The sequence below is a fragment of the Pseudomonas sp. GW821-FHT03C07 genome, assembly GCF_059420925.1.
This window is the reverse complement of the sequence record NZ_JBWKUQ010000001.1, coordinates 553,065-579,110: the sequence shown is the minus strand read 5'-3', so window position 1 is coordinate 579,110 and position 26,046 is coordinate 553,065. Positions and strand designations below refer to the sequence as shown.

General features: G+C 58.3%; 22 protein-coding genes and 2 pseudogenes. 18 read left to right on the top strand and 6 right to left on the bottom strand.

Annotation, left to right across the window (positions count from 1 at the left end; translation table 11 throughout):
- Window positions 1–17 precede the first annotated feature (17 nt).
- The 7 genes and pseudogenes from AC07VG_RS02475 to AC07VG_RS02445 all read left to right on the top strand — a co-directional run bounded on the left by AC07VG_RS02475 (window position 18) and on the right by AC07VG_RS02445 (window position 7,971).
- A complete protein-coding gene (locus AC07VG_RS02475) occupies window positions 18–1,223 on the top strand; it encodes an OmpP1/FadL family transporter (protein WP_495020388.1) in 1,206 nt (401 codons plus the stop codon).
- A 19-nt stretch (window positions 1,224–1,242) separates the two neighbouring features.
- Entirely contained in the window at window positions 1,243–2,214 is a 972-nt protein-coding gene (locus AC07VG_RS02470; protein WP_495020387.1) for an alpha/beta hydrolase, read from the top strand.
- 23 nt (window positions 2,215–2,237) lie between these two features.
- Window positions 2,238–3,710 carry a benzaldehyde dehydrogenase gene (locus AC07VG_RS02465; RefSeq protein WP_495020386.1) on the top strand — a complete coding sequence of 491 codons (1,473 nt, stop codon included), beginning with the start codon at window positions 2,238–2,240 and terminating at the stop codon, window positions 3,708–3,710.
- Between the two features lie 240 nt (window positions 3,711–3,950).
- On the top strand, window positions 3,951–4,886 hold the full coding sequence (locus AC07VG_RS02460) for a SphA family protein (protein ID WP_495020385.1): 936 nt from the start codon (window positions 3,951–3,953) through the stop codon (window positions 4,884–4,886).
- 72 nt (window positions 4,887–4,958) lie between these two features.
- Window positions 4,959–6,209, top strand: a pseudogene (locus AC07VG_RS02455) (methyl-accepting chemotaxis protein); the annotation flags it as partial.
- A 102-nt stretch (window positions 6,210–6,311) separates the two neighbouring features.
- A complete protein-coding gene (locus tag AC07VG_RS02450; RefSeq protein ID WP_495020465.1) occupies window positions 6,312–7,070 on the top strand; it encodes a methyl-accepting chemotaxis protein in 759 nt (252 codons plus the stop codon).
- A 163-nt stretch (window positions 7,071–7,233) separates the two neighbouring features.
- Complete coding sequence (locus AC07VG_RS02445) at window positions 7,234–7,971, top strand: Crp/Fnr family transcriptional regulator (RefSeq protein ID WP_495000374.1); 738 nt, start codon at window positions 7,234–7,236, stop codon at window positions 7,969–7,971.
- A 134-nt stretch (window positions 7,972–8,105) separates the two neighbouring features.
- Here AC07VG_RS02445 and AC07VG_RS02440 read toward each other — a convergent pair whose 3' ends face one another.
- The 3 genes from AC07VG_RS02440 to AC07VG_RS02430 form a co-directional block, all read right to left on the bottom strand.
- Window positions 8,106–9,248, bottom strand: a complete 1,143-nt coding sequence (locus AC07VG_RS02440) for an FAD-binding oxidoreductase (protein ID WP_495020384.1) — start codon at window positions 9,246–9,248, stop codon at window positions 8,106–8,108.
- Window positions 9,249–9,257: 9 nt separating this feature from the next.
- A complete protein-coding gene (locus AC07VG_RS02435; protein WP_495020383.1) occupies window positions 9,258–10,511 on the bottom strand; it encodes an aromatic ring-hydroxylating oxygenase subunit alpha in 1,254 nt (417 codons plus the stop codon).
- Window positions 10,512–10,660: 149 nt separating this feature from the next.
- Window positions 10,661–11,599, bottom strand: coding sequence for a LysR substrate-binding domain-containing protein (locus tag AC07VG_RS02430; RefSeq protein WP_495020464.1), 939 nt, complete (start codon window positions 11,597–11,599; stop codon window positions 10,661–10,663).
- Window positions 11,600–12,146: 547 nt separating this feature from the next.
- Between AC07VG_RS02430 and AC07VG_RS02425 the strand changes: the two genes are divergently transcribed.
- The 9 genes and pseudogenes from AC07VG_RS02425 to AC07VG_RS02385 all read left to right on the top strand — a co-directional run.
- Window positions 12,147–12,860 carry an FCD domain-containing protein gene (locus tag AC07VG_RS02425; protein ID WP_177103715.1) on the top strand — a complete coding sequence of 238 codons (714 nt, stop codon included), beginning with the start codon at window positions 12,147–12,149 and terminating at the stop codon, window positions 12,858–12,860.
- On the top strand, window positions 12,857–13,768 hold the full coding sequence (locus AC07VG_RS02420) for a dihydrodipicolinate synthase family protein (protein WP_495020382.1): 912 nt from the start codon (window positions 12,857–12,859) through the stop codon (window positions 13,766–13,768). Before AC07VG_RS02425 ends, AC07VG_RS02420 begins: the two co-directional genes overlap by 4 nt.
- Window positions 13,761–15,278, top strand: a complete 1,518-nt coding sequence (locus tag AC07VG_RS02415; protein ID WP_495020381.1) for an aldehyde dehydrogenase — start codon at window positions 13,761–13,763, stop codon at window positions 15,276–15,278. Before AC07VG_RS02420 ends, AC07VG_RS02415 begins: the two co-directional genes overlap by 8 nt.
- Entirely contained in the window at window positions 15,275–16,621 is a 1,347-nt protein-coding gene (locus AC07VG_RS02410) for an NAD(P)/FAD-dependent oxidoreductase (protein WP_495000378.1), read from the top strand. The genes AC07VG_RS02415 and AC07VG_RS02410 overlap by 4 nt, the downstream gene beginning before the upstream one ends.
- A 72-nt stretch (window positions 16,622–16,693) precedes the next feature.
- The gene (locus AC07VG_RS02405) at window positions 16,694–17,542 is read left to right on the top strand and encodes a glycine betaine ABC transporter substrate-binding protein (RefSeq protein ID WP_495000379.1); all 849 of its coding nucleotides are present in this window, start codon (window positions 16,694–16,696) and stop codon (window positions 17,540–17,542) included.
- 78 nt (window positions 17,543–17,620) lie between these two features.
- Complete coding sequence (locus AC07VG_RS02400) at window positions 17,621–18,739, top strand: quaternary amine ABC transporter ATP-binding protein (RefSeq protein WP_495000380.1); 1,119 nt, start codon at window positions 17,621–17,623, stop codon at window positions 18,737–18,739.
- Window positions 18,736–19,584 (top strand): ABC transporter permease, encoded by an 849-nt coding sequence (locus AC07VG_RS02395; protein ID WP_495000381.1) that lies wholly within the window; start codon window positions 18,736–18,738, stop codon window positions 19,582–19,584. The genes AC07VG_RS02400 and AC07VG_RS02395 overlap by 4 nt, the downstream gene beginning before the upstream one ends.
- Entirely contained in the window at window positions 19,581–20,432 is an 852-nt protein-coding gene (locus AC07VG_RS02390; protein ID WP_495020380.1) for an ABC transporter permease, read from the top strand. The genes AC07VG_RS02395 and AC07VG_RS02390 overlap by 4 nt, the downstream gene beginning before the upstream one ends.
- Before the next feature lie 12 nt (window positions 20,433–20,444).
- Window positions 20,445–20,633 (top strand): annotated as a pseudogene (locus AC07VG_RS02385) (proline racemase family protein); the annotation flags it as partial.
- Window positions 20,634–20,783: 150 nt separating this feature from the next.
- On the opposite strand, the gene AC07VG_RS02380 reads toward AC07VG_RS02385, so the two are convergent.
- Entirely contained in the window at window positions 20,784–21,743 is a 960-nt protein-coding gene (locus AC07VG_RS02380; protein ID WP_152739845.1) for a sugar phosphate isomerase/epimerase family protein, read from the bottom strand.
- Window positions 21,740–22,768 (bottom strand): Gfo/Idh/MocA family oxidoreductase, encoded by a 1,029-nt coding sequence (locus tag AC07VG_RS02375; protein ID WP_152739846.1) that lies wholly within the window; start codon window positions 22,766–22,768, stop codon window positions 21,740–21,742. Before AC07VG_RS02375 ends, AC07VG_RS02380 begins: the two co-directional genes overlap by 4 nt.
- A 197-nt stretch (window positions 22,769–22,965) precedes the next feature.
- Between AC07VG_RS02375 and AC07VG_RS02370 the strand changes: the two genes are divergently transcribed.
- Complete coding sequence (locus AC07VG_RS02370) at window positions 22,966–23,991, top strand: LacI family DNA-binding transcriptional regulator (protein WP_495020379.1); 1,026 nt, start codon at window positions 22,966–22,968, stop codon at window positions 23,989–23,991.
- A 73-nt stretch (window positions 23,992–24,064) separates the two neighbouring features.
- Here the strand turns inward: AC07VG_RS02370 and AC07VG_RS02365 are convergent, their stop codons facing one another.
- Window positions 24,065–24,883, bottom strand: coding sequence for an SDR family oxidoreductase (locus tag AC07VG_RS02365; RefSeq protein WP_495000385.1), 819 nt, complete (start codon window positions 24,881–24,883; stop codon window positions 24,065–24,067).
- Between the two features lie 140 nt (window positions 24,884–25,023).
- Between AC07VG_RS02365 and iolG the strand changes: the two genes are divergently transcribed.
- Entirely contained in the window at window positions 25,024–26,034 is a 1,011-nt protein-coding gene (gene iolG / locus AC07VG_RS02360) for an inositol 2-dehydrogenase (protein WP_152739849.1), read from the top strand.
- Window positions 26,035–26,046 lie beyond the last annotated feature (12 nt).

The window sequence follows — 26,046 nt, the reverse complement described above, 5'->3', positions numbered from 1 at the left end:
AAAGAGAAACACCCTCCATGGTCACTTCTATTGGGTTGAAGGCGGGCGGCCTGCAGGCTCGCCCAACGAAGCGTTTTATTCTTGTCGGTTTTCCCCTGGCCTTGCTGGGGAGCGCCCAGGCTTACGGCAACGATGGCGTCATGCTGCCTGGCTATGGCGCCAAGGCCATGGGCATGGGCGGTGTGTCGATCGCGCTGCCGCAAGACTCCGCCGTGTCGGCCAACAACCCGGCGGGCATGGCGTTGGTGGGCAATCGCGTCGATTTCGACGTGACTGTCCTGAGTGCGCCGATCAAGACCGATGTGGGCGCCAATCGTTACACCGATACGGCTGATATTGTCGTCCCCACGGGCGGATTCAGTCAGGTCATCAACGATGACTTCAGCTGGGGCGTCTCGATGTTTGCCCAGGGCGTGCAGCTGGACTACAAGGAGCCGGTGTTCGGCAGTCGCAACCTGAAGTCCGATTTCAAGCAGACCGTCCTGGCACCGACATTGACTTGGCGCGTGGCGCCCGGCCATTACCTGGGTTTCTCGCCGCGCCTGGCCTATCAGCGCCTTGAAGTCGCCGGGCTCGAAGGGCTGGGATTTGCCACGCCGGGGCCGGACAAGACCTTTGGTGGCGGTTTCGCGCTGGGCTACCTCGGCCAATTGAACGAGCGCCTGAATGTCGGTCTGAGCTACGCCAGCCCGATTTGGTTTCGGAAAATGGACCGCTACGCCGGCCTGCTGCCACAAGGCCGGCTGAACATGCCGCAAATAGCCGGCGGCGGCCTGGCCTACCAGCTCACCCCGGCGGTCACCCTGGCCCTGGATTACCAGTGGATCAACTGGGCGGGCGAGAAAGGCTACGGCAACAGCATGACCGAAGGCGGCCAGCTCGGTGACAGCGATGGCCCCGGTTTCGGCTGGCGCAACCAGCGGATTGTGCGTTTCGGTTCCGCATGGAAGCTGGACTCGCATTGGACAGTACGCGCAGGTGCTTCGCTGGCCAGCGAACTGATCCCCAGAGGTGAAACCACTTTCGCCACGCTGGCGCCCTTGATGCAGCGTGACCATTACAGCATGGGCAGCACGTATGCCTTTGACAATGGCGTGGAATTGACGGGCAGCTACATCAAGGCGAGCAACGCCAGTGTCCACGGTGACAGCACGAGTACCGGCGTCAACGTGAGCGCACAGGTGAATTATGTGTTCAACCTCGGTATTGGTTACAAATTTTAAGCCCGAACGGAGCAAACCAATGAAACTGAACCCTGAAGTCGAGAGGGTCTTGCGCCAGATGGCGGCGTCTGGTGCGCCGCCACTTGAGCAACTGCCGACCGCCGACGCTCGTCATTTCTATGAGCAGCTTTCCGTCATGCTGGGCGGGCCGGTGGTGGAGATGCTGTCAGTTGAAGACCTGACCAGCGCCACTGGCGCAGCGATTCCCGTGCGCCTGTATCGTCCGGCTTCCCTGACCGCGGGGGCCGCACCTCTGGTCGTCTACCTGCACGGTGGCGGTTGGGTCGTCGGTAGCCTGCAAAGTCACGACAAGGTGTGCCGGCGAATGGCCGATTTGTCCGGTTGCGCTGTGCTCACCGTAGAGTACCGATTGGCCCCGGAACATCCTATGCCTAGCGGCGCCGACGATGTGCTCGAGGTACTGCGTTGGGTGGTCCGGGACGCCGGGATGCTGGGTATCGATACAGAGCGCCTGGCCATCGCCGGTGACAGTGCGGGGGGCGGTCTGGCGGCGATGGCCTGTCTGGCATTGCGCGCTAGTGAGGTCAAGCTGCGGGCCCAGGTACTGTTCTATCCCTCCACCGATAACACCCCGTCGGCCTGGACCCGTTTCCCGTCACGGGTGCAAAACGCTGGCGTAGCGCCGCTGACGAGCGAATTGATGAAGCATTGGACAGCGCTGTTTCTCGGGGATAGCAGCGACGCGCAGGACTGGCGTATCTCGCCGCTACTGGCCGGCGACCATCGTGATCTTCCACCTGCACTGATCTTCACCGCCGAGTACGACACCTTGCGCGACGACGGTCGCGTCTACGGCGATGTATTGAAGGCGGCCGGCAATCGGGTCGAGCATCTGGAGTTACCCGGCATGATCCACGGCTTTATCGAAATGCCGGGGGCTCTGCCCAGCACCGCCTGGACCATGGAGCGAGCTGCCGCCTTTATTCGTAACCACCTGGACCTGCCACCACAGACCGAGATTCGGGATTGAACCGAAGGACAATGGAGAACCTTATGAACGAAGAACTGCCAGCAACTTTGCTTGATCGTGCGATCTGGAGCGGCAAGCTGTTCTGTGGTGAGTGGCGCAGCGGTCACAGTGATGCCGAGATTACCGAGCCGGCGACTGGTGCCACCCTGGGGCATATCGCCATGGCCGATGCCGGGCTGATCAGCGAAGCTGCCGCCCAAGCGCGGCGGGCACAGCCGGAATGGGCCGCACTGCATCATGAGGCGCGGGCGGCGATCATCCGTCGCACGGCTGTATTGGCTGAGCGTTACCATGACGAGATCGTCGATTGGCTGATCCGCGAAAGCGGCTCGACGCTGACCAAGGCGGCGTTCGAGGCCTCGGTCAGCTGCCGCGTGTTGCATGAATGCACTGGTTTGCCGTCGCGCTCCGCAGGTGAAGTGCTGCCATCCGTACCTGGCCGCTTGAGCCTTGCACGCCGTCGGCCGCTGGGGGTGGTGGGGGTGATTTCGCCATTCAATTTCCCTCTCTGTCTGGCGATGCGCGCAGTGGCCCCGGCGCTGGCCCTGGGCAATGCGGTAGTGCTCAAGCCGGACCCGCGCACCTCGATCTGCGGTGGCTTTGTCGTCGCTCGCTTGTTCGAGTTGGCCGGGCTGCCTGCCGGGTTATTACACGTGCTGCCGGGGGACGGTGCGGCGGGCGCGGCGCTCACTGCCGATCCCAACATTGCCATGATTCAATTCACCGGCTCCACTGCTGCCGGGCGCAAGGTGGGGGAGGCGGCCGGGAGACATTTGAAGAAAGTCTCGCTGGAATTGGGGGGCAAAAACTCATTGATCGTGCTCGATGATGCCGATCTGGATATTGCCGTGGCGAACGCCGCGTGGGGTGCCTATCTGCACCAGGGACAGATATGCATGGCTTCCGGGCGAGTGCTGGTGCAGCGCAGCCTCTACCCGCAATTCATCGAAAAGCTGGTGCACAAGGTCAAGGGCATGGTCGTTGGCGATCCGGCCACGGGCAATGTGCATATCGGCCCGCTGATCAACGCCGTGCAACGCGATCATGCCGCGCGCATCGTCAAGGATGCCTGTAATGCTGGTGCACGCCTGGAAATCGGTGGTAGTTACCGTGATCTGTTCTTCGAGCCGACGGTACTCAGCGGTGTGACACCCGACAATCCCGCGTTCAATGAGGAGATCTTCGGTCCGGTGGCGGTCCTGACGCCCTTCGACACCGACGACGAGGCGGTGGCACTGGCCAATCTCACGGAGTACGGGCTGTCCATGGGCATCATTTCCCGCGACGTTGGCCGCGCCTTGCGGCTCGGCGAGCGACTGCGCACCGGCATGCTGCACATCAACGACCAGACCGTGAACGATGAAGTCATCAACCCGTTCGGCGGATTCGGCGCCTCGGGCAATGGCAGCAGTATTGGTGGACCGGCGAACTGGGAAGAGTTCACCCAGTGGCAATGGGTGACGATTAAAAGCGAGGCCCCGATGTACCCGTTCTGATTAATGGAACCGGCGACTTCACGGCGCCTGCGTTGTGAAGCCGCGTCACCTTCGAATTAACCAATGCGCGACTCATGTTTCCGGGTTTAGCGACAGTAGAGAGATGGGAAGCTGCAACTAACGGATGAGTAAGGAGTAAGTAAAACGAATCAATCAGGCAAACTTTTATGTTTGTCAGATTGGTTCGGATGGCGAAGCTTTGCCTGTAGCAATGACTTTAAAACAATAATAACGTGGGAAATGATTGAAATGAAAAAAATAACCTGTGTTGTCGTGGCGTCGATGTGTATGGCTCTGGCCGTCGGTCAAGTCTATGCACAAGAATTATGGGAAGCTCATCTTCCAGGGATTGACGAAGGGATGGCGGCAGGTGCTTTACCGCCGCCGGGTGTCTATGGCGTGCTTAATAGTTACACGGTCTCGTTCAACCAGTACGACAACAGTGGGCATAAGACGGGTGTCAAGGTTGATGGTCAGGTCGAGGTCCCCATCGTCTTATGGCAAACAGGTATCAAGGTGTTGGGTGCCGATTACGCCATGGCCCTGGCGCAACCCTTCGATTACTCCAACCTGAAAATTCCCCATGATGCGAACCTGTCCGACAATGGCCATTGGGGTACGTTCAATACTGTCTTGGTGCCCGGCATCTTGTCCTGGTCGCTGCCCAATGATTTCCATGTAAAAACTGCTCTGTTGATTTATGCGGATGATGCCAGTTCGTCTCCGGGGCACCCGCCTTCCGGCGGTGGCCTCGGTTCAGGCAACGGCTATTGGACAGTACAACCCGAGCTCGGGGTGAGCTGGCTGCATGATGGATGGAATTTGAGCATGGATGCCTTTTACTCTTACAACTTCAAAAATACCGCAACTCAGTACAAGTCAGGCCAGGAACTGGAGGTCGATTACACGGCGGCCAGGACCTTCGGCAAGTGGACGGTGGGGTTGGGGGCCAACCAGGTCACCCAGATCACCAGTGACTCCGGTGCCGGTGCTGTCGCCGCGGGTTGTCCGGAAAATGGTGGTTGCAAGGCGCTCAACTTTGGCGTTGGTCCGCTGATCGGCTATCAGTTCGGCGGCGTCCACATCATGGCGGGCTACAACCATGACATCCATACCCGAAATGACGTTGCGGGTGACAGGTTCAACCTGCGTTTTTCGGTACCCATCTCCCTTTGATTCTCTGCAACACCTGACCCCTGGGGGCAGGTGTTGCGCTGTGCTGTAAAGACCATAACTCGGGGACGCGGTATGAAGTTTCGCTCCGTACAAATATCCATCACCTTTCTGGCCGGAAGTATCCTGATCCTGGCGGTGTCGGCGTTGCTGGCGTTTACCCTTTACTCCAGTCAGCAGACCCAGGAACTGGTGCAGCAGCGGATACAGGCCCAGTTGCAGGCGAACCTGAAAAACTACCTGCTGAGCAGCGCCCGAGAGCAGGTCGGGCAGATTGCCTCGCAGCTTCGCGATGCGGCGAGTATTCCCCGTTACCTGGCGGATCTGGTGGCCTCTGAAGCCAAAGAGGCTGACGGTGTTAAACGAGAGAGTCTCACCGCCACCCTGAAGCGCCTGCTCGAGAGTAATGCCAGTTTGCTCAGCGTTTCCGTTGGTTGGGAGCCTGGTGGGGTAGACCGGCAGGATGCGGCTTACCGCGGGCAGCCTGGGCATAACGCCGAAGGGCGGTTTCTACCGGCCTGGGTACGTACTCCCGAAGGGCCGCTGCTGGTCCCGATGACCGATATGGAGAACACGACGCCGGCCCTGGAGGGTTATCGCCAAGGCGAGTATTACCTATGCCCTAAAGCCGGTCAGCCATTGTGCGTACTCGACCCCCGGGTCTATACCAGCGAGGGCCATAATATTTTGCTGCCGATTTTTTCGGTGCCCATCACCGTGCAGGGGCGATTTGTCGGAATTGCGGCCGATGCACCTTCGGTAGACTTCATCCAGGGGCTGGTTACGACGTCGAGTCAGGCGCTGTATGACGGTGCTGCCGAAGTCGCCTTGTTTGGACAGAATCAGAACCTGATCGCCTACAGCAAGAATCCGCAGATGATTACCCAACCGGCAGCCAAGCTGCTGGATGCCGACAGCCTTGCGACATTGGGACGTGTGGCAGCTGCCCCGATCTTCAACCTTGATCGCCGGCGCAACCTGGTCGAGCTCTTCCTGCCGTTTGCCGTCGGCGATAGTCGAACCCACTGGACGCTGATGATTCGTCTGCCGCTGGATATCGTCGAGCGCGACTTGAGCGCTTTGAAGAGCGATATGCAGGCCCAGCAGAAACGTGCGCTGATCCAGATGGGGCTGATCGGTTTGTTGATCGCAGTGGCGGGTGTACTGGTCATGGCAGGCGTGGGCTACGGGATCGCCCGTCCATTACGGCAGATGGTGGCGATGCTGAACGATATCTCCAAAGGCGGTGGCGATCTGACCTTGCGTTTGCGCAGCGACCGCCATGACGAGTCAGGCGCTATTGCAAAGGGGCTCAATACCTTTCTGGGGACGCTGCAAACGCTCATTCACAAGGTCGTGCAATCCGTGCATCAAGTCAACGCTTCGGCCGCTGACAGCGCGGGCATCGCTTCACGCGCGCAGGCGGTCATGCAGCAACAGACCGCGCAGATCGGCCTGGTTGTTACGGCGGTCAATGAAATGGCCGCCACGACCCATGAAATTTCCAGAAATGCCACCCAGGCTTCCAGCGCTGCCCGGCGAGCGGATCAAGAGGCGTCGGCGGGTACTCAGATCGTTGCCCACAGCACGTCCTCTGTACAAAAACTGGCATTGGACATTACCCAGGCCGTGAACGCGGTCCGGCAATTGGCCGGGGAGAGTGAAAATATCAGTGCAATCCTGGGAGTGATCCGCGGTATCGCCGAACAGACCAACCTGTTGGCCTTGAACGCGGCCATCGAAGCGGCCAGAGCAGGGGAGCAAGGCCGAGGTTTTGCGGTGGTCGCGGATGAGGTGAGAAATCTGGCGCGAAAAACCCAAAACGCCACCGGGGAAATCCAAGGGCTGATCCAACAATTGCAACGCGGCACGCAGGAGGCGGTCAATGCCATGCAATTCAGCCAGGAGAAGGCGGCACACAGTGTTGAGCAATCGACGCAGGTCAGTCAGGCGTTGGCACGGATTGTCGAGGCCGTTTCAGTCATTACCGATATGAATACGCAGATCGCCAGTGCTGTCGAGCAGCAGGCGGCCGTCGCCGAGGAGATCCAGCAGAATGTGGCGAATATCGATGCGGTGGCCACGGCGGTGACACAAGGGATGGACCAAGCCTCACAGGCCAGCACGCAACTAAGCAAACTCGCCGACCACCAGCGCGATTTGGTGTGCCTGTTTCATACGGGGTGAAGGTGGGTGAATGGATGCTGAAAGTTGCTTGTTCGGTTGATGGCGGATTCATCATGCGCTAGGCATGGCCGGCAATGGATGCTCTCGTGAATGGGGACAACTGATCGGCGTGTTTGGTCTAATCTGTAGTCCTCGGAACACCTTTCCTTGACTGGTGGCGGATATGTTCGATGTTCCCAAACCACAGCAGAACCATCTCCTGGCCGCTCTATCCGAGCAAGCGCTGGCGCGCCTGCTGCCCTATCTCGAACTCATCACCCTGCCGTTGGGCAAGGTGCTCTACGAATCCGGCGATGCCCTGCGCCATGCCTATTTCCCCACCGACGCTATCGTTTCCCTGCTGTATGTGATGGAAGACGGTGCTTCGGCGGAGATTTCAGTGGTTGGCAATGAAGGTTTGATCGGTATCGCCGTTTTCATGGGCGGCGAAAGCACCCCCAGCCGAGCCATTGTCCAGAGTGCCGGACATGCCTTCCGGTTGCCTGGCCAGCGCCTCAAGGACGAGTTCAATCGCCATGGGGAGCTGCTCCAACTGATGCTGCGCTACACCCAGGCACTGATTACACAGATGGCCCAGACCGCAGTCTGCAACCGGCACCACTCCATTGATCAGCAACTGTGCCGCTGGTTACTGCTGTCTCTCGATCGCCTGCAGGACAATCAACTGACCATGACCCAGGAGTTGATTGCCAATATGCTCGGTGTACGCCGAGAGGGCGTAACCGATGCCGCCGGTAAGCTGCAACGCCTGGGCGTAATTGAATACAGCCGCGGTCATATCAAGGTGCTGGACAGGGCCAAACTCGAGCAACTGAGCTGCGAGTGCTACGCGGTGGTCAAAAAAGAAACCGACCGCTTGATGCCCCAGGTGCCATGCAGTCCGCCCACGGATAGCCACTAAACGTTCATAGGTTGTGTCCAGATGCCCGTTCAGCTCTCCAGCGATGGGCTTTTCTACGCGCGAGGTCAATGGACTCACCTGGAAAGTGATTTTGATTTGGCTGGTTTGAACGGACTATTGAAAAAGGGGTGGGTTTACAAATCGATGACAAGGTCCGACGTCGGGCGACTGCAGCAGAGCAAGCGCAGTCCCTTGTCGATTTCACGCTGGCGGATGCCGCCGTTGTGGTTCATCTCCACCGTACCTTGCAGCACGGTTGTTTTACAGGTGCCGCAAACCCCTTGGCTGCAGGAGGAGGGGACGATGGCACCAGCCTTTTTCGCCGCCGTCAGTACCGTCTGGTTACCTGGCATGCTGAAGGTTTTACCTGAGCGGGACAGCGTGACCGTAAACAAGCCCTCCTGCTGATTGAGGACGGGTACCGGCTCAATAACAGGTGACTCGTCCAGCGCCGCGATATTGAAGCTTTCCTGGTGATAATGCTGAAAATCAAAGCTCCCCTGTTTGAGTAGCGTCCTGATCGCATCCATATAGCCTTGTGGCCCACAGGTGAAGATTTCTCGCTCCCTGAAATCGGGCACCTGTTCGCTGAGCAAGGTCAAATCCAGCCGGCCGATCGGTCCGGCCCAATCCGTGTCGACGCCACGCCCTTCGCAGATGTTGAGGACGCGCAGGCCCGGCCTGCTGGCCTGCATCCGATTCAGTTCGTCATGGAAAATGATGTCGATTGGCGTTCGCGCACTGTGTATGAAGACGATATCCAAGTCCGCCGCCAGATCGAAGCTGGCCCGTATCATGGACATCAACGGGGTCACTCCGGAACCCGCCGACAGGTACAGCAGCCGGCCCGCTGGACGGCCGACCGGCGTGAAGCTGCCCGCCGGGCCGCAAGCAAGCAGCCTGTCGCCTTCGCGCAGGTTGTCGTGCAGCCAGTTCGATACCGTGCCGCCGGGAACACGCTTGACAGTGATCGAAAGCGTAAAGGGCCGTGTCGGCGAGGAGGACAGCGTATAACAGCGTGACACGCCGTGCCCGGCGATGATCGGCGATACGGTAATGAACTGCCCTGGTTCAAAACTGACGGCGCTGAAATCCGCACTGCGAAAGATAAAGGTCTTTACGTCGTGGGTTTCGTCGCGCACAGCGCAGCAGTGCAGCGACTTTTGTTCGCCGCTGTTCCACTGTGCGCCGCAGGCGCTCCAGGTGTCAGGATGGGTGAAGACTCGCTGGGCGGATTCGGCGCCGGCGCTAACCGGCGGTTTTTCATGGCGGCTCATGCTCATTCCTCACACAGTCTGTGCGGCAAGCCGCGCGGCGTACCAGCGAGAGAACTGATCAACGTAGGACTCGGTGAACGCCGAGAAGGGCCCAGGCGAGTAGCCGGGATCCTGGGTGCCGCGGTGAACGATGGCGACAAGGTTGGCGTCCTGCTGATTGGTTGCTTTCCATACTTCGGTCAGCTTGTCGAGGTTGTAGTCCACGCCCTCAATGGCATCCGCATTCACCAGCCACTTGGTCCGCACCAGGGTTTTGTCCGGTGCGAGCGGGATGATGTATGAGATCACGGCGTGATCGCTCATCACGTGGCTCCAGGAGTTATGCGTCCACAGGTGAACGTCGCCGAGGTCGCGGCGGCTGAGCTCACCGAACAGGCGCGTACACGCCACCCGGGTGTCGAGCGTTTGCGATTCGCCATGGCCGGCGATGACCAGTCGCTGCGTGCGAAATTGGGTGACTGCGTCAACGTCCAGATGCTCTACCGCATCGCAGATAAACCCATCGTTTTCCCAGTTGCGTTTTGCCGCGGCATTGCGTTGCGCATAGGCATCCAGCGCCCGCAGCGATTCTTCGCCCAGTCCATCCGCGCAATAACCGAAGTCCTCCGGCAGGAACGAGGCGGTCAATTCCGGATGGGTCGCTGAACAGTGATAACACTCGCGATTATTTTCGATGACCAACTTCCAGTTGCCGTCTTCGATGACGTCCGCCTCATAGGCAATCTTCGAGTGGGTGAGTTGGTAGCGGGCTAACCGGGGTGCCATCGTTTCTTCCAGATAGGCAATGTCTTCCGGAGGCTGATCGCCCAGGCAAACGAACACATGCGTGCCGACAATTTTGGTATGGACAGCCATCAGACTTTTACACGTTGGATCGAACGCCTTGCCCATGTGCGCGGCGTGCTTCAGGCTACCATCAAGAGCATAAGTCCACTGATGGTAAGGGCAAACCAGCAGGCCGACCGTCGATTTGCCGGCTGGCTTCAGGCGTGCTCCGCGATGGCGGCAGACGTTGCGAAAGGCACGTATCTGCTGATCTTCGTCGCGTAGGAGGATGATTGAGGCGGGGCCTATATCGATGGTCGAAACATCCCCGGGTTCGGCAATGTCGGCGGTGACACCTAGCAGAATCCAATGTTGGCTGAAAAAAATATCGAGGTCGGTTTCGAAGATATCCTGGCGGCCAAACAATGCCCCCGGCATGCCATGACCCGCTGCGCGGGTGCTCACAAGTTCTTGTTGGGATTTTTCGCCAGTTGTCATTATGGCCTCGCGGGATCGATCTAAAGTATCGGTAGATGAGGTGGCGGCCAGTATTGAAAGAGGGTGGGTTTGCGTCAATACGCTTTATTTTCACCTGGGCATATCTAAAAGTTATGCGAAATAAACAGCCCTTGTTTTTATCCTCTAGGTCAGTGTGCTAATACCGATTCATCTTGCAGCCAATCGACCAGGGCTCGGACTAAGGGGGTTGTTTCCCGACCATTCGGGATAATCAGGTAATAAGCATCCTTGGGTTTCACCACATAGGGCGTGATACGAACCAGTTCACCACTGAGAAGCATCGGCCCCAGCAACCGGCTCCAACCCAAGGCGATGCCATAGCCCCGTAGCGCCGCCTGCACGGTGTCGTTGTAGCTGCTGCAACGCAGGCTGTAATTCATCTTTGGGCGACTCTCCCCGAGTTCCTTGAACCAGCTGTTCCAGGTCATCCAGCCTTCCAGCGTCGTTTCTGAATCGATGAGATCCAAATGCAGGAAGTCGTCAACCGACAGGGGAGCGGGATGGGCGCTCAGCCAAGCTGGCGAACAGACCGGAAAAACCTCTTCGTCAAACAGGAGAATCGACGTGCCGTCTTCCCATTTTCCATTGCCGAAGCGAATGGCGAGATCGACATCCTGCCGGCTCACCTCAGGATTGAGCGGCTGTGTAATCAGGTGCAGTTGCAGCTTGGGTTGCGACAGGCGCAACGCGGCCAACCTGGGCAGGATGCGCAGTTGCGAAAACGCCGCCGTGCAGGCAAGCACCAATTCCTGTTCGGGCATGCCCTCGGAAATCTTGTCGAAGACGCTCGCCATGCGCTGCATGGATTCGGAGACCACCAAATACAGCACGTAGCCCTCGCTGGTTAATTTGATGGCACGGTGTAGGCGATGGAATAACCGGGTACCTAAGGTTTCTTCCAGATACTTGACCTGTTTGCTGACGGCGGCCTGGGTCACGCCCAGTTCTTGTGCTGCCAGTGTGAAGCTGCTCAACCGCGCGACGGCCTCGAACTCCATCAACGCCGTCATGGACGGAATCAGCCGGCGGTAGCCCTTGATCTTCTTGCTCGTTTCTTCACTAGCCATCATGGCGAATCCTGAAAGGAGAACTGATGCCGCAAGCGCGCGACAGAGGAGCATTCGATGTGTGTCAAGCGGCGGCGCCGGGAGTCGCTCGCGTCGGCTTGGCTGATTTCGAAGGCATCGAGTTGGAGCAGGACGATACCTCTGGGCACTACAAAGATCGACCCATCCTGTTCCGGCCGATACGGCAGTAAGGTGAGTGCGGTCCTTGCGCGTTCAAAGGCATGTCGCAAACGCTGCCTGGCGTGTCGTATGGGGCCAACCGCGGCTCCACGAAAGTGCGCTTGGCAATAAGCTCTATTATCGAATGGTCTAGGAAAAAACGTTCCAAAAACGACTCGATTCTTTCCTGTAACCGACGCTGTCGTTTATTGATCGTGATTATAACTTAATGAATCTAAAGGATAATTTTCTAGAAAAGCACGAATTTATTATGTGTTTTCTGTGTATACAATAAAAATACAATCTATTGACCGTCTCTAAAACCCATGCGAGTCTCGACTCATCGGTCAGCCGCGCCTGACCCCAAAACTACCTCAGGAGGTCGTTTGTGAAAAACGGCAAAACTTGTCTCTACGAAGACCTGAAACGGCAAATTCTGACAATGGAACTGGATCCCGACGAAGCGCTGGATGAAGTCATTCTCAGCGAACGTTATGGCTTGTCCCGAACGCCCGTACGCGAAGTCTTCCGCCGCTTGGCCGGTGAAGGTTATGTCGATATTCGGGAAAACCGCGGTGCTCGGGTGATTCCAATGAATCACTCGACCCTGCGTAATTTCTTCCTGGTTGCACCGATGATGTATGCGGCCATCGGCCGCCTGGCGGTGCAAAATTTCAAGCCGCGTCAACTGATTGATCTGAAGGACACCCAGCACCGGTTCCGCCTGGCCACCACGTCAAGGGAGGCATTGGCGATGGTCGTCGAGAACAATCGTTTTCACGCGATCATGGGCGAAATGGCCGGCAACCAATATCTCCAACCCAGTTTGGAACGATTGCTCATTGATCACTCGCGAATCGGCAATACATTTTTCCGACCTCAAAACGAGGACATGGAAGAACGTCTTGAGCTGTCCGCGGGGCACCATGATTTATTTATCGAGGCCCTTGAGCGTCGTGATGAAGGCGCCGTCGTTGATCTGGTGTTTGAACATTGGGAGCTGTCCCGAGAAAACATGGAAATTTTTATCGCCCCGCAAGGCATCAAGGCGGACGCGCTCGTTGATCTTCCACGCAATTCATTTCCGGAGAAATCGTCTTGAAATTTGAAGGTATTTATACGCCAGCGATCACGCCTTACAAGCCGGATGGGGAAATAGACTGGAGTGTCTACTCGCAAGTCTTGGAGTCGCTGATCGAGGCGAAGGTCCACGGCATTATTATCGGCGGGTCGACTGGCGAATATTATGCGCAGACTTCAGAAGAGCGCACCGAACTGGCCGCTTACGCAAAAGACCTCATCGGCACGCGGGTGCAACTGATCATTAGTACCGGGGCCATTCGCACTGAAGAGGCGGTTCAGTACGCGAAGGATGCCAAAGCCATCCAAGCAGACGCCATTCTCGTCACTTCTCCGCCGTACGCGCTGCCGACTTCTCAGGAAAACGCGATACACGCACTGACTATCGATCGCGCCGCCGATTTGCCGATCATGCTTTACAACTACCCTGGTCGCATGTGCGTGTCGATGGACGAAGATTACCTCACCCGTGTGAGCCAATCGAAAAACGTGGTGGCGATCAAGGAAAGCTCCGGCGACATGGGCCGTGTTCATCTGCTGGCGCGCAAATTCCCGCAGATTGCCATGTCCTGTGGGTGGGACGATCAAGCACTGGAGTTTTTTGCATGGGGCGCCAGAAGCTGGGTGTGTGCCGGGTCTAACTTCCTGCCCAAGGAACATGTGGCACTTTATCAAGCCTGTGTGATCGAGAAAGACTTCGACAAAGGCCGCCAGATCATGTCGGCGATGATGCCGCTGATGAATGCATTGGATGCCGGCAAGTTCGTGCAGTCGATCAAGTATGGTTGCGAGCTTGACGGGCTGAACGTCGGTGACGTGCGTTTGCCGCTTCAGCCTCTCGATACAGAAGAAAAGCAAAAGCTTAAATCGGTCATCGCCGAGTTGAAACGCAACGTAGCAAGCATCGCTTCAGGAGCCAGCCATGGGTGATCTTCTGAGCAAGGCTGAATATGCCGCCATCGCCAAGGCTATTTCGTTCCCTGCCAACGCCTTCATCAATGGCGCGTTCAAACCCGCGATTTCTGGCAAGACGTTCGCCACGACCAATCCGGCGACCGGTGAGTACCTGACCGATGTCGCCGCCTGCGCGTCGGCAGATGTCGATTATGCGGTGAGTAACGCCAAAGAGGCATTTGCGGACGGGCGCTGGAGATTGATTTCTCCCCGGGAGCGAAAAGCCGTTCTCCTGAAATTCGCCAATCTGCTTGAACACCATCAACACGAACTCGCCGTGCTTGAGAGCCTCGACAGTGGCAAGCCCGTCAGTGAATGTCAGTTGGTCGATGTGCCGGATACGATTCACACCCTGCGCTGGCACGCGGAGTTGATCGACAAGATTTATGACAACACCGCTCCAGTGGGCAATGACGCACTGACCCTGGTTGTTCGCGAGCCGATTGGCGTGGTCGGCTGCGTGCTGCCCTGGAACTTCCCGCTGTTGATGCTGGCCTGGAAAATCGGCCCGGCGCTGGCCGCGGGTTGCTCGGTTATCGTCAAACCCGCGGAGCAGACCACGCTGACGACATTGCGGGTCGCGCAGCTCGCCTTTGAGGCCGGCGTCCCCGCCGGTGTGCTCAACATTGTCACGGGTACCGGCAAGGATGTCGGCGAGCCAATCGGCTTGCATCACGACGTCGACATGGTCAGCTTCACTGGCTCGACCGCCACCGGTCGGCGGTTCCTGCATTACGCGGCCGATTCGAATCTGAAACGTATCGTCCTCGAGTGCGGCGGGAAAAATCCGGCTGTGGTGATGGACGATGCGCAAGACCTGGATCTGGTTGCCCAGCATGTCGTCAACGGCGCGTTCTGGAACATGGGCGAGAACTGTTCCGCGACCTCGCGTCTGCTTGTCCACGCGTCGGTGAAGGATGAGCTGCTGCAGCGTATGGGTGCCTACATCCGCGAATGGAAAATGGGCGATCCCCTTGATCCGCAGAACCGTGTCGGAGCACTGGTCAGTCCCGAGCATTTCGCCAAAGTGAAGTCGTACCTCGAACATGCCAACGCTGGAAAACTAGAGGTTGTGTACGGCGGCGGCACTAAAGAGGGGGCCTTTGTCGAGCCGACAGTGATTGACGGTGTCGATCGCCAGAGCCGCTTGTTCCAGGAAGAGATCTTTGGCCCGATTCTTTCGGTCACCACGTTCAACACGATCGCCGAAGCGATTGCCCTGGCCAATGACACGGTCTATGGCCTGGCCGCATCGGTTTACACCGGCAGCCTGCGACGCGCAATCAAACTGTCGCGAGAGATTCGCGCCGGAATCGTCACCGTGAACTGCTTTGGCGAGGGCGATGCGTCCACGCCTTTTGGTGGCTACAAGGCGTCGGGGTTCGGCGGTCGGGACAAATCGATTTTTGCTCACGATCAATACACCGAAATCAAAACCATCTGGATCGATGTGTCTGATCGGTCGGATGAAGAGACCGAAAAATGAGCACCCACACCATCAAGCGCCTTCCGGTCGATACCGGGGTTTCAGGGTGGGAGGCGATCTCCACACGCACTGTGCCTGTCCGCATGCTTGATGGAACCGTGACGGCGGATTGGCTGATTATTGGTGCCGGTTTTGCCGGCCTCTCCGCCGCTCGCCGACTTTCACAACTGCATCCCGGCGATAGCATCGCGGTCGTGGATGCCCATGAAGTCGCGAAGGGCCCGGCAGGCAGAAACTCGGGGTTCATGATCGATGTGCCTCACAGTCTTTCATCCGGGGAGTATTCGGTGGCGGGTGAGTCTGCCAGCGCATTGGAAATCGCCCAGAACCGCTTTGCCATCGCTTTTGCAGCTGACGCGGCACGTGAATACGGAATGTCCGCGCAGACTTTTGATCCGTCTGGAAAGATCAATGCGGCGGCCACGGAGCGGGGCGTGAAGCTCAATGATAACTATGCCCAGTCGCTTAAAAGCATTGGCGAGCAATACCAACTACTTGATGCCGAACAGATGCAGGCGATCACCGGCTCACGTTATTACCACAGTGGGCTTTACACGCCTGGCGCGGTAATGATTCAGCCCGCTCAATATATTAGGGATCTGGCCTTTGGCCTGGATAAGCACATCAGTCTTTATGAGCGTTCACCGATTATTGAGCTGTCCAGGTCGGGAAATAGTTGGCGGGCGAAATCTCACCGTGGGGTGATCAGCGCGCCCAAGGTCATTCTCGCCGTCAATGGCCATATCGAGGACTTTGGCCATTTTCAAGGTCGCCTGTTGCATGTGTTTACCTATGCATCGATGACCGCGGCTTATAGTCATGAAGAGTTTGAACGACCCGTCAGCGGTAGGGATCAATGGGCGTTGTTGCCCGCCGACCCCATGGGCGCGACCGTTCGGAAAATAACCTCACAGGGTCTTTCGCGCATTGTGATCCGGACAAAGTTCACCTATGACCCGAGCATTCAGGTGACATCCAGGCGTGTGGCGGCCGTCGCTGAAGAACAGCGGCACTCCCTGGATGCGCGGTTTCCCGAGTTGAAATCGACACCGCTGGAATTTAGTTGGGCTGGACGTCTCTGTTTGAGCCGCAATAGCGCTCCTGCCTTTGGCGAAATAGAAGAAAACCTGTATTCGGCCTGTTGCGAGAACGGCTTGGGAACGGTGAAGAGCACCCTGGCGGGTGTGCTGGCCGCCGACTTGGCCACGGGTACGAATTCCAGAATGTTAGAAAGTTTTAGTCAAGCGCCGGGGCCAAGTAGGCTGCCACCCAAGTTACTCACAAAGCTGGGTGTTAATTCAGTCATTCATTGGCAGGCGCTGAGAGCAGGGCGAGAGGGCTAAAGGGTTCCAAACAACCGGCTTTTATTTCATAAAAGCCTAATCTCTAGTTTTAACCGTAGATCGGAGTACGCCATGAAAAAGATTTGGAAGGCATTCTGCGCTGTCGCTGTGGCTGGCGTTATGTGTTTGCCCGTTCACGCCGAAGAAAAAAACATCACCATGGGGACGATGACTTGGGAGGATTTGACGCCGATCACGGGAATTACCAAGAAGGTGCTGGAAGATTCTGGCTATACCGTGAAAGTTGTGGAGTTTGCCGAGTGGGGCATTGCCTATGCTGCGTTAAGTAAGGGTGACGTTCAGGTCCTGGCGTCGCAGACGGACTATGCAGCGAACGATTACTGGAACAAAAACAAGAACAAGATCGAAAAATTATCGCCCGTTTCCTTCGGCCTTTACCAAGGCCTGGCGGTACCCAGCTATGTGGACATTGATTCCATTGACCAGCTGAATGCCAATTCGGAAAAACTCGGCGGCAAGATTATCGGCATCGAGCCAGGCTCGGGGCTGATGAGCGATGCCAACAATGTGGTTAAGGCCTATGACCTCAAGCTCAAGTTGGTCGAGGGCAGTACCACCGCCATGACCGCGGCGTTGAAATCGGCCGTCGACCGTAAAGAGTGGGTAGCCGTAACGGTTTGGGATCCGTCCTGGATGACCAAGAAATTCAATCTTAAATTCCTGAAAGATCCCAAAGGCATTTTCCCGCCGTTGCAGGGCTACTACTGGATTGGCCACAAGGGCTTTGCCGAAGGCAATCCGCGTGTCCGCGAACTGATGGCCAGCGTGTATGTGCCCATTGCGGATATCACCGCGATGAATGCTGAAGTCAAGGATGGCAAGACCATGGAGCAGGCGGTCAAGGATTGGACCGATAGCCACACCGAGTTGCTCAAACGTTGGGAAAACATCAAGAACTGATTGCAACCTTTGTTTTATTGCCACTGCCGCTCTTTGATTCATTAGAGAAGCCAGAAAACTGGTTCACGGGTTACGAAAATGACAACGGCCAAAATAGACACCAACGAAGTGCTGATAGATTGCCAGTCAGTCTGGAAAATCTTCGGTAAAGCCGCACCTGCTGCGATGAATGCTGTCGTTCAGCAGGGGCTCACCAAGACCCAGATCCTGCAAAACTACGGCTGCGTGGTCGGCGTCTCCGACGTCAGTCTTCAGGTTCGCCGCGGCGAAATCTTTTGCATCATGGGCTTGTCCGGCAGTGGCAAATCCACCCTGATCAGGCTACTCAACAAGCTGATCACACCGAGCTCAGGGAAGGTCCTGGTTAAAGGCAAGGATCTGTCAGCCCTTAGCGCGGCACAGCTTCGTGAGGTGAGGGCACGTCATATCGGCATGGTCTTTCAGAGCGTCGCGTTGTTGCCCAATCGAACCGTGTTGGAGAACACCGCTTTCGGCTTGGAAGTGCAGGGCGTGGGCAAGGCAGAACGTTACAAAGTGGCCGAGCAGGCGTTGGCCAAGGTCGGTTTGAGCGATTGGTCCGCGCGTTATCCCAGCGAGCTGTCTGGCGGTATGCAGCAGCGCGTGGGGTTGGCACGAGCCATCACCGCCGATCCCGAAGTGATCTTGATGGATGAGCCGTTCAGTGCGCTTGACCCGTTGATTCGCAGGCAGTTGCAGGATGAGTTTCGCCAATTGACCAAGGAGCTGGGCAAGTCCGCCGTGTTTATCACCCACGACCTGGACGAGGCGATCCGCATCGGTGATCGCATCGCGATCATGAAGGACGGCGTGATCATCCAGGTAGGTACTGCCGAGGAGATCGTTCTCAATCCGGCTGACGACTACGTTGCGGAGTTCGTGGCGGGCATTTCCAGGCTGCATCTGGTCAGGGCTCATTCGGTTATGACACCTGTAGAGGCGTACACGGTGGCGAACCCTGGTTGCGACATCTCCAGGCTCAGCAAAACCTCTCTCGGCGCCGATATCAACGAGCTCATCGGATTGACGATGAGGTCCGAGCGCGATGCGCTTGCGGTCGTTGATAACGGTGCAGTGGTCGGGATCATTACGCCGCGCGATCTGCTGCGTGGCGTTCAAGGCATTCCGAATGAGTTCGCGGCTTTGTCCACAGCGACTGTTCTGGAGGCATCGACATGAGCATCCCGGACTTTTCCAATCAGTTCGACGCGGTCGTCGACTCGAGCCTGGAATGGCTATCGGATCACGGCGAGTTTTTGTTCGACACCGTCAACGCACTGCTGGCGGGCATTTACAAAAGCGTGCTCTGGTGTATTGCCTATCCGCCGTATTACCTCATCGCGATTGCCATTGCGTTGATAGGCTGGCGGGTGGTCGGCGTTCGGTTCGCGCTGCTCGCGGGTTTGGCGTTGTTGTTTTGCAACGTGATCGGTTTGTGGCCGGAGACGGTCAGCACCCTTGCCCTGGTGCTGACGGCCACAGTGCTCGCGCTGTTGGTCGCGATTCCATTGGGCGTGCTGGCGGGCCTTGCACCGTCAGTCGATCGTGTTGTCGACCCGGTGCTGGATCTGATCCAGACCATGCCGCCCTACATCTATCTATTGCCGGCCATCGCCTTGCTCGGTTACGGCCCGGCCACGGCGCTGTTGGCCACCTTTATCGTGGCCGTTCCGCCGGCCATACGCCTGACCTCCCTGGGGATTCGCATGACACCACGGGAGTTTATCGAGTTGGGGGAGGCCAGTGGCGTCACCGCTTGGCAGATGTTCTTCAAGATCCGCTTGCCATTCGCCAAGCCAAGCATCATGGCCGGGGTGAATCAGAGCTTGATGATGGCATTCGGCATGGTGGTGATTGCCGGCATCGTCGGCTCCGGCGGCCTGGGTGAGTCGATTTACGCAGCGGTTCGCACCCTGGATATTGCCAAATCGATCAATGCGGCCATCGCCATTGTCATTCTGACCATGATTCTGGATCGGTTGGCGCAGCACGCTGCACGCTCGCGACTGGGAGAAAGCCAATGACTACCCCTGACATCCAATTTTCCCCGGGCGAGTTCCTGGCACCTGCAGTCGACTGGTTGAACACCCATCTGCACGGTTTGTTCAAAGGGATCAGCCAGGTCATCGAGGCGGTGCTGGGGGCGGTAGAGGCCACGTTACTGGCTCCCCACCCGTATCTGTTCATCGGTATCGTCGTTGTCGGCGCGTTCTTTTTGGCCAGCAAACGCGTTGCCGTATTCGCGGCGTTGATGTTGGCTTTTTGCTTGTTCTCCGGCCTCTGGGTCGCCTCCATGCAGACCATTGCCCTGGTCTCGGTTGCGGTTCTGATATCGGTGGCCATTGCCTTTCCACTCGGCGTACTGGCCGCCCGGGTGAAGCGGGTGGATGAAGCGTTCCTGCCGATCCTCAACATTATGCAGACGGTACCGCCATGGGTTTACCTGATTCCCGCGGTGATGCTGTTCAGCTTGGGGCGGGTACCGGCCATTATCGCGACCATTGTTTATGGCATTCCGCCGATGCTCAGGCTGACAACCCTGGCGTTCAAGCAGTTGCCAAAAGATTTGCTTGAGCTGGGGCAGGCGTCCGGGGCTTCGCCCAGGGACATCCTGTTCAAGATTGAGCTGCCGACGGCCGCGCCAACGCTGTTGGTCGGTCTCAACCAATGCATCCTCATGTCCTTGGCAATGGTGGTGCTGGCAGGCCTGGTAGGGGCCGGCGGTCTCGGCGCGGAAGTGACGCGAGGTCTCTCTAGGATGGAGATGGGCCTGGGGCTGCGTGCCGGCCTGGCGATTGTCGCCGTTGCGCTGCTGCTGGATCGCCTGTCACGCGGCGCCTTGCAGCGTCACTCCCCAGGCAAGCTTCTTTGAAAGGGTTCCAGTATGAGACGCAGCTTTTTTTGCATTGACTCACATGCCTGCGGCAATCCGGTTCGAGTGGTGGCCGGCGGTGGCCCGCTGTTGCCGTCGGTCTCGATGGCCGAGCGCCGGGAGATTTTTGTTCGCGAGCATGACTGGGTGCGAACCGCGCTGATGTTTGAGCCCAGGGGGCACGACATCATGTCGGGCGTCAGGGCGCAGATTACCGGGCACAACACTATTTTTGTCGACGATAAAGACCCTCTACGTCATGGCTTTCAGCTTGCTTGAGCGGTAAAGCCCTGGTGCCGGGAACAAGGGCTTTTTCGTGTCTGGTCGACGGTATTATTTTCTCGGCCAGGGTCAGATGGCCTGGGGTTTGAAGTCGCCGGCGGCAACCGGCATCACGCCCTTGAGCAGGGCCACGGATTTTTCCAGGCCCTCAAGGCTGTTGAGCAGCACGTCCTCGTGTTCAACCGACAGCCAGCCATCGTAGCCGGCCATTTTCAGGCGGTAGCAGAACTGTCGCCACCATTGCTCGCCGTGGCCGAAACCGAGGGTGATGTAGGACCAGCTGCGCGCCGGAATATCCATCAGCGAGCCGTTTTCCAGCAGTGAATCAACGGCCTGCAGTGGGGCGTTGAGCAAGGTGTCCTTGGCGTGCACGTGATAGATCGCCTCGCCCAGTGCCTCGGCAGCCACCAACGGGTCGGCGCCCATCCAGAACAGGTGTGAAGGGTCGAGGTTGGCGCCGATCACCGGGCCGATGGCCTCGCGCAATTTCAGCAGCGCCCGCACGTTGTACACACACTGGTTGCCATGCAACTCCAGGGCGATGCGCTCCACGCCATGTGCCTGGGCCAGGTCGGCGATTTCGCTCCAGAATGGCAGCAGCCGCTCTTCCCATTGGTAGCGCAGAATGGTCTGGGTCTCCGGCGGCCAGGACGCCACCACCCAGTTGGGCATGCGGTCGCCGGCCTGGCCTTCGGGCAAACCGGACATCGCGCAGACGGTCTTGATCCCCAGTTCACCTGCCACGCGAATGGTGTCCTTCAGGCACTGGCCCTGTTCCGGTTGGGTGGGATGCAGTGGGTTGCCGTTGGCGTTGAGGGAAATGATTTCCAGGTTGTGTTCTTCAAAAGCGCGCTTGAATTCGCGCCGATTCGCGGCACTGTCGAGCATCTGCGCCAGGTTGAAATGTGGTGCGGTGGACCAGCCGCCGGTGTTCACTTCAAGGCCAGAGACCCCCAGTCGTTCTGCGTGCCTGAGCACGTCCCGAAAGGGCAGCGCGCCCAGGCTGTCGGTGACAAATCCCAGTTTCATGACAAGGCTCCTTCGCGTGACAAGTACAGGGCGGGGGTGTCTAGGGCGCGCAAGCTGACGCGGCGGCCTTCACTCAAGGCCTGAATCCCTGCCTGGGCGACCAGGGCGGCGCAGTAGCCATCCCAGGTATTGGCGGCGTGGGCCGGGAACACACCGGTATTGACGAACGCCAGGAACGCCTTGTCTTGCAGGCGGTAGGCCTCGGCGAAGCGCGGGCGCCAGTCAGCGGCATAGCGCTCTGCGGCCTGCCTCTGGGTGTTGACCCGGGTGTGAACGGGGCCGGCCAGTTGCACCGAACCTTGCTCGCCCACCAACTCGCCGCGTACGTCGTAGCCGTAATGGGCGTTGTTGTTGATTTCGATGTTCACCAAGTGGCCGTCGCGAGTTTCCAGCACCATGAACACCGGGGCGCCCACGCCGAGAGTCGACCGCCGCGCGGGTTGGAACACCGAAATGGCGCTGTACTCGGTGTCGAGCACATGGCGCACCACGTCGAATTCATGGGGTGCGGAATTGCTGATTGCCATCTGCCCGCTGAAGTTGGCTGGCGCTTCGACGTTGCGATGGAAGTTGTGCATCATCACCGCGCGGCCGATAACACCGTCCTGCAAGGCGCTTTTCATTTCCCGGTAAGCCGGGTCAAAGCGGCGCATAAAGCCCAGTTGCACGAACTGGCGGCCCAGGGATGTCTCCTTGTCGATCACGGCCAGGCATTCTTCCGGACTTTGCGACAGTGGCTTTTCACACAGGGCGGGCTTGCCGGCATTGATCGCGGCCATCGACAGTACGGCATGGGTCTCGTCGGGGCTGGCAATGATGATCGCATCCACATCGGCCCGCGCCAGGGTCTGCATCGGGTCGCTGGAAACGTCTGCGGCGCCGTAACGCTCGGCGATTTCCCGGGCGCGCTCCGGGGACGCGTCACAGATCACCTGCAAGGTGGCGCCCGGCAGGTCCTGGGCGATGATACGGGCGTGATCCGCCCCCATGATGCCGGCGCCGATGACGGCAATTCGTATGCTCATGATGTGGGGCGATCCTTGCAAAGTTTGTTTTGGTTGTTGTGGGGCGATTATCTGCAGCGCGAAATCATCCTTCAACGACTACCATCGCCTGTTTCTGATGTGATTCCAATCAAATGAGCCTGATGCTGGATCTGGATATAAACGGCGTATCTTGGTTATCTTTGATTGGAATTCCATCATTGTCAGGAGTGACTGGTATGGCTCGTGAAGCACTGGGACATGTATGGAAGGGGCCTACCGTCAACGAGATAGCCAGGATCGCAAGGGTGGGGCCAGCCACGGTCGACCGGGTGCTGAACAACCGTCCCGGGGTGCGCGACGGCACCCGCCTGAAAGTGCTGGCGGCGCTGGACAAGCTCAAGCGGGACCTGGCCGATGGCAAGGGGACGTTGCACATCAGCCTGTTCTGCGACTCGGGGGAAACCTTCAATGCCACCCTGGCCAGCGCCGAGGCGCAGGTGAACAGCTCTACGCCAGGGGTCGTGGTGCACGGTCATTATGTGCCGACCAATCAGGTCGACCCCGGCGCGTTTGCCGATCAGGTCCAGGCGCAGGGCGCGTCGGCCGATGGCGTGATTGTGGTGTCACGCGAACACCCGGCGATCAATCGGGCCATTCGCAAGCTTTGCAGTCTGGGCATTCCGGTGGTCTGCCTGACTACCGACCTTCCCAATTCGGGGCGCAGCGCCTACGTGGGAAACGACCAATACGCGGCAGGCAGTGTCGCCGGCCTGTTGATCGGCAATGCCCTGCCCAAGGAACCTGCCAAGATACTGCTGGTGACCAGTGTGCCGTTTCGCTGCCAGCAAGAGCGGGAGATGGGCTTCAGGCGGGTGCTTCGCGGCGAGTTTGCCTACCTCAAGATCGATGAGCGGGTGATGTCTGATGATCGCCCGCAAACCACCCGCGATCAGCTCACGCGCTATTTCAACAAGTATGGTTATCCGGCGGCCATCTACAACGTTGCGGGCGCCAACCGAGGGGTTGCCCAGGCCATCGATAGTCTTGCGGCGGAACAGCGGCCCATGTTCGTCGGCCACGAACTGACCGTTCACACGCGGGCGATGCTGGAGGCAGGTGTCATGAATTACGTGATTTCCCACGATTTCGTGGGCGAGACCGCAGCGGCGGTGCGCTGGATAAAAGGGGCGACCGAAGGCGTGGCGGCAGTGCCGGCCCCGACACCCATTCTGGTCCACACCAAGTTCAATTGCGCTGGTTGAGGCTACCCGTCACGGCGGCGGAACGATATGGGGTCGGCTTGGCCGGAACGGGTATTGACTCATCGCGCGTCGCTTAGAGAGCTAGCTTCGCTTCGGGCGTGGGCGGCCCGTACTGGTAAGCGCCCCACACCGACTGGTCGAAGTTGACCACCGATCCGGTCATCATCCCCGACTCTTCGCAGCCCAGGAACGCCACTGCTTTGGCCACTTCCTCAGGGGCGAGCAGACGCCCGAACGGTTGCTGCGCCGCGACTTCGGCCAGCCAATTATCATCGGCACCGTGGAATTCACGCTGGATACGATCTTCGCCATCGGACGCCATCCAGCCGATGTTCAGCTGGTTCACGCGAATCCGGTTGCGCATGGCGGCGAACGCCGTATTGCGGGTCAGGGTGGCTAGCGCCGCCTTGGAACCGCAGTACGAGGCATTGAAGGGTTGGCCCGCGTGGGCAACGATCGAACCGATGTTAATGATTGAGCCTTCGATGTCGTCGCGGATCATGCGCTTGATCACTTCCTGCATCAGGAAGAACGGTGCTCGGGTGTTCACCGCGAACATGCGGTCGAACAAGTCTTCATCGGTGCTCAGGATGTCCCCGCGCTCGGTCAGGCCTGCTGCGTTGACCAGCACATCGATGCGCTGAAAGATCTCGTCTGCGGTTTTGATGACGTTGCGGCAATCGGCCACCTTTGCGAGGTCGGCCTGGACGAAATGCACCGCGCAACCTGTTTGCTCGCGAATGCTGCGGGCGACGGCCTCACCTTTAGTGGTGCTACGGCCGCAGGTCACGATACCGGCTGCGCCTTCGTTAGCCAGATGCTTGGCGACGGCAGCCCCCAGCCCCTGAGTCCCGCCGGTCACGACAACGATCTTGCCTTCAAATCGTTTCATCTGAAATTCTCCTCTGCAATGAAAATTGCGTTTTTTGTTGGTGTGGAATTTATATTGACATCGATGTGAGGATGCAAGATATTTCGCTTCACTCAAGAACAAAAAACAGATGCAGAGATGCATCACGTCAGGAGAAACCTATGCTACGCATTGCCGTTTTGGGTTGTGGTCGTATCGGCCAGATGCACGCTGATAACGTTGCCAAACACCCCCGAGCTCAATTGGTCGCTGTCTATGACGTTCATCGCCCTTCGGCCGAAAAGGTCGCGCTGGCGCTTGGCGTTCCTGCTGCACAAACGGCCGAGGAAATCTTCTCCTCCTCGGAAGTGGACGCGGTACTGATTGCCACCGCCACCCCTACCCACGCGGATTACATCGAGAAAGCCATCGCCGCGGGCAAGGCTGTGCTGTGCGAAAAACCTATCGATTTGAGCCTTGAGCGGGTAAATGCCTGTGCCGCGAAAATCGGCAATACCCGGCTGCCGATCCAGATCGGTTTCAACCGCCGTTACGACCCAGGTCACAGTGCCGCTCGTACTGCCTTGCTCAACGGCGAAATCGGCGACCTGCACCAGGTCATCATTACCTCCCGTGACCCAGGCCTGCCACCGCGTGCCTATCTGGAAGCGGCGGGTGGCCTGTTCCGCGACATGACCATCCATGACTTCGACCTTGCCCGCTTCATGCTCGGCGAAGAGCCGACCGAAGTCTTTGCGCTGGCCAATGCGCTGGTCGATCCGGCGTTGGGTGCAGAGCTCAATGAAGTGGACAGCGCGATGTTCATCCTGCGCACCGACTCGGGCAAGCAATGCATCATCAACAATTCGCGCGCCGCGGTGTATGGCTACGACCAGCGCGTAGAGCTGTTGGGCAACAAGGGCATGCTGATTTCCGATAACCGCAAGCCCCATGAACTGCGCCGCTTCACCAGCACCACGGTGGAAACCAGCGAGCCTTACCAGTTCTTCTTCCTGGAGCGCTACCACGAGGCGTTTATGGCTGAGATCGACGGCTTTGTCGACTGCGTGGAGAAAGGCGCTGCACCGCTGGCCAGCTTCGAGGACGGTCGCAAGGCGTTGATCCTTGCTGAAGCGGCGTATCTCTCGTTGCACGAGCGTCGCTTGGTGCGAGTGGCCGAAATATCGGATTGATCAGGACGTCAG

What these genes read in the sequence shown, in the direction of transcription:
- AC07VG_RS02475 (WP_495020388.1), top strand. Translation starts at nt 18, where the DNA reads ATGGTCACTTCTATTGGGTTGAAGGCGGGCGGCCTGCAGGCTCGCCCA.
- AC07VG_RS02470 (WP_495020387.1), top strand. Translation starts at nt 1,243, where the DNA reads ATGAAACTGAACCCTGAAGTCGAGAGGGTCTTGCGCCAGATGGCGGCG.
- AC07VG_RS02465 (WP_495020386.1), top strand. Translation starts at nt 2,238, where the DNA reads ATGAACGAAGAACTGCCAGCAACTTTGCTTGATCGTGCGATCTGGAGC.
- AC07VG_RS02460 (WP_495020385.1), top strand. Translation starts at nt 3,951, where the DNA reads ATGATTGAAATGAAAAAAATAACCTGTGTTGTCGTGGCGTCGATGTGT.
- AC07VG_RS02450 (WP_495020465.1), top strand. Translation starts at nt 6,312, where the DNA reads ATGCAGCAACAGACCGCGCAGATCGGCCTGGTTGTTACGGCGGTCAAT.
- AC07VG_RS02445 (WP_495000374.1), top strand. Translation starts at nt 7,234, where the DNA reads ATGTTCGATGTTCCCAAACCACAGCAGAACCATCTCCTGGCCGCTCTA.
- AC07VG_RS02440 (WP_495020384.1), bottom strand. Translation starts at nt 9,248, where the DNA reads ATGAGCCGCCATGAAAAACCGCCGGTTAGCGCCGGCGCCGAATCCGCC.
- AC07VG_RS02435 (WP_495020383.1), bottom strand. Translation starts at nt 10,511, where the DNA reads ATGACAACTGGCGAAAAATCCCAACAAGAACTTGTGAGCACCCGCGCA.
- AC07VG_RS02430 (WP_495020464.1), bottom strand. Translation starts at nt 11,599, where the DNA reads ATGGCTAGTGAAGAAACGAGCAAGAAGATCAAGGGCTACCGCCGGCTG.
- AC07VG_RS02415 (WP_495020381.1), top strand. Translation starts at nt 13,761, where the DNA reads ATGGGTGATCTTCTGAGCAAGGCTGAATATGCCGCCATCGCCAAGGCT.
- AC07VG_RS02410 (WP_495000378.1), top strand. Translation starts at nt 15,275, where the DNA reads ATGAGCACCCACACCATCAAGCGCCTTCCGGTCGATACCGGGGTTTCA.
- AC07VG_RS02405 (WP_495000379.1), top strand. Translation starts at nt 16,694, where the DNA reads ATGAAAAAGATTTGGAAGGCATTCTGCGCTGTCGCTGTGGCTGGCGTT.
- AC07VG_RS02400 (WP_495000380.1), top strand. Translation starts at nt 17,621, where the DNA reads ATGACAACGGCCAAAATAGACACCAACGAAGTGCTGATAGATTGCCAG.
- AC07VG_RS02395 (WP_495000381.1), top strand. Translation starts at nt 18,736, where the DNA reads ATGAGCATCCCGGACTTTTCCAATCAGTTCGACGCGGTCGTCGACTCG.
- AC07VG_RS02390 (WP_495020380.1), top strand. Translation starts at nt 19,581, where the DNA reads ATGACTACCCCTGACATCCAATTTTCCCCGGGCGAGTTCCTGGCACCT.
- AC07VG_RS02380 (WP_152739845.1), bottom strand. Translation starts at nt 21,743, where the DNA reads ATGAAACTGGGATTTGTCACCGACAGCCTGGGCGCGCTGCCCTTTCGG.
- AC07VG_RS02375 (WP_152739846.1), bottom strand. Translation starts at nt 22,768, where the DNA reads ATGAGCATACGAATTGCCGTCATCGGCGCCGGCATCATGGGGGCGGAT.
- AC07VG_RS02370 (WP_495020379.1), top strand. Translation starts at nt 22,966, where the DNA reads ATGGCTCGTGAAGCACTGGGACATGTATGGAAGGGGCCTACCGTCAAC.
- AC07VG_RS02365 (WP_495000385.1), bottom strand. Translation starts at nt 24,883, where the DNA reads ATGAAACGATTTGAAGGCAAGATCGTTGTCGTGACCGGCGGGACTCAG.
- iolG (WP_152739849.1), top strand. Translation starts at nt 25,024, where the DNA reads ATGCTACGCATTGCCGTTTTGGGTTGTGGTCGTATCGGCCAGATGCAC.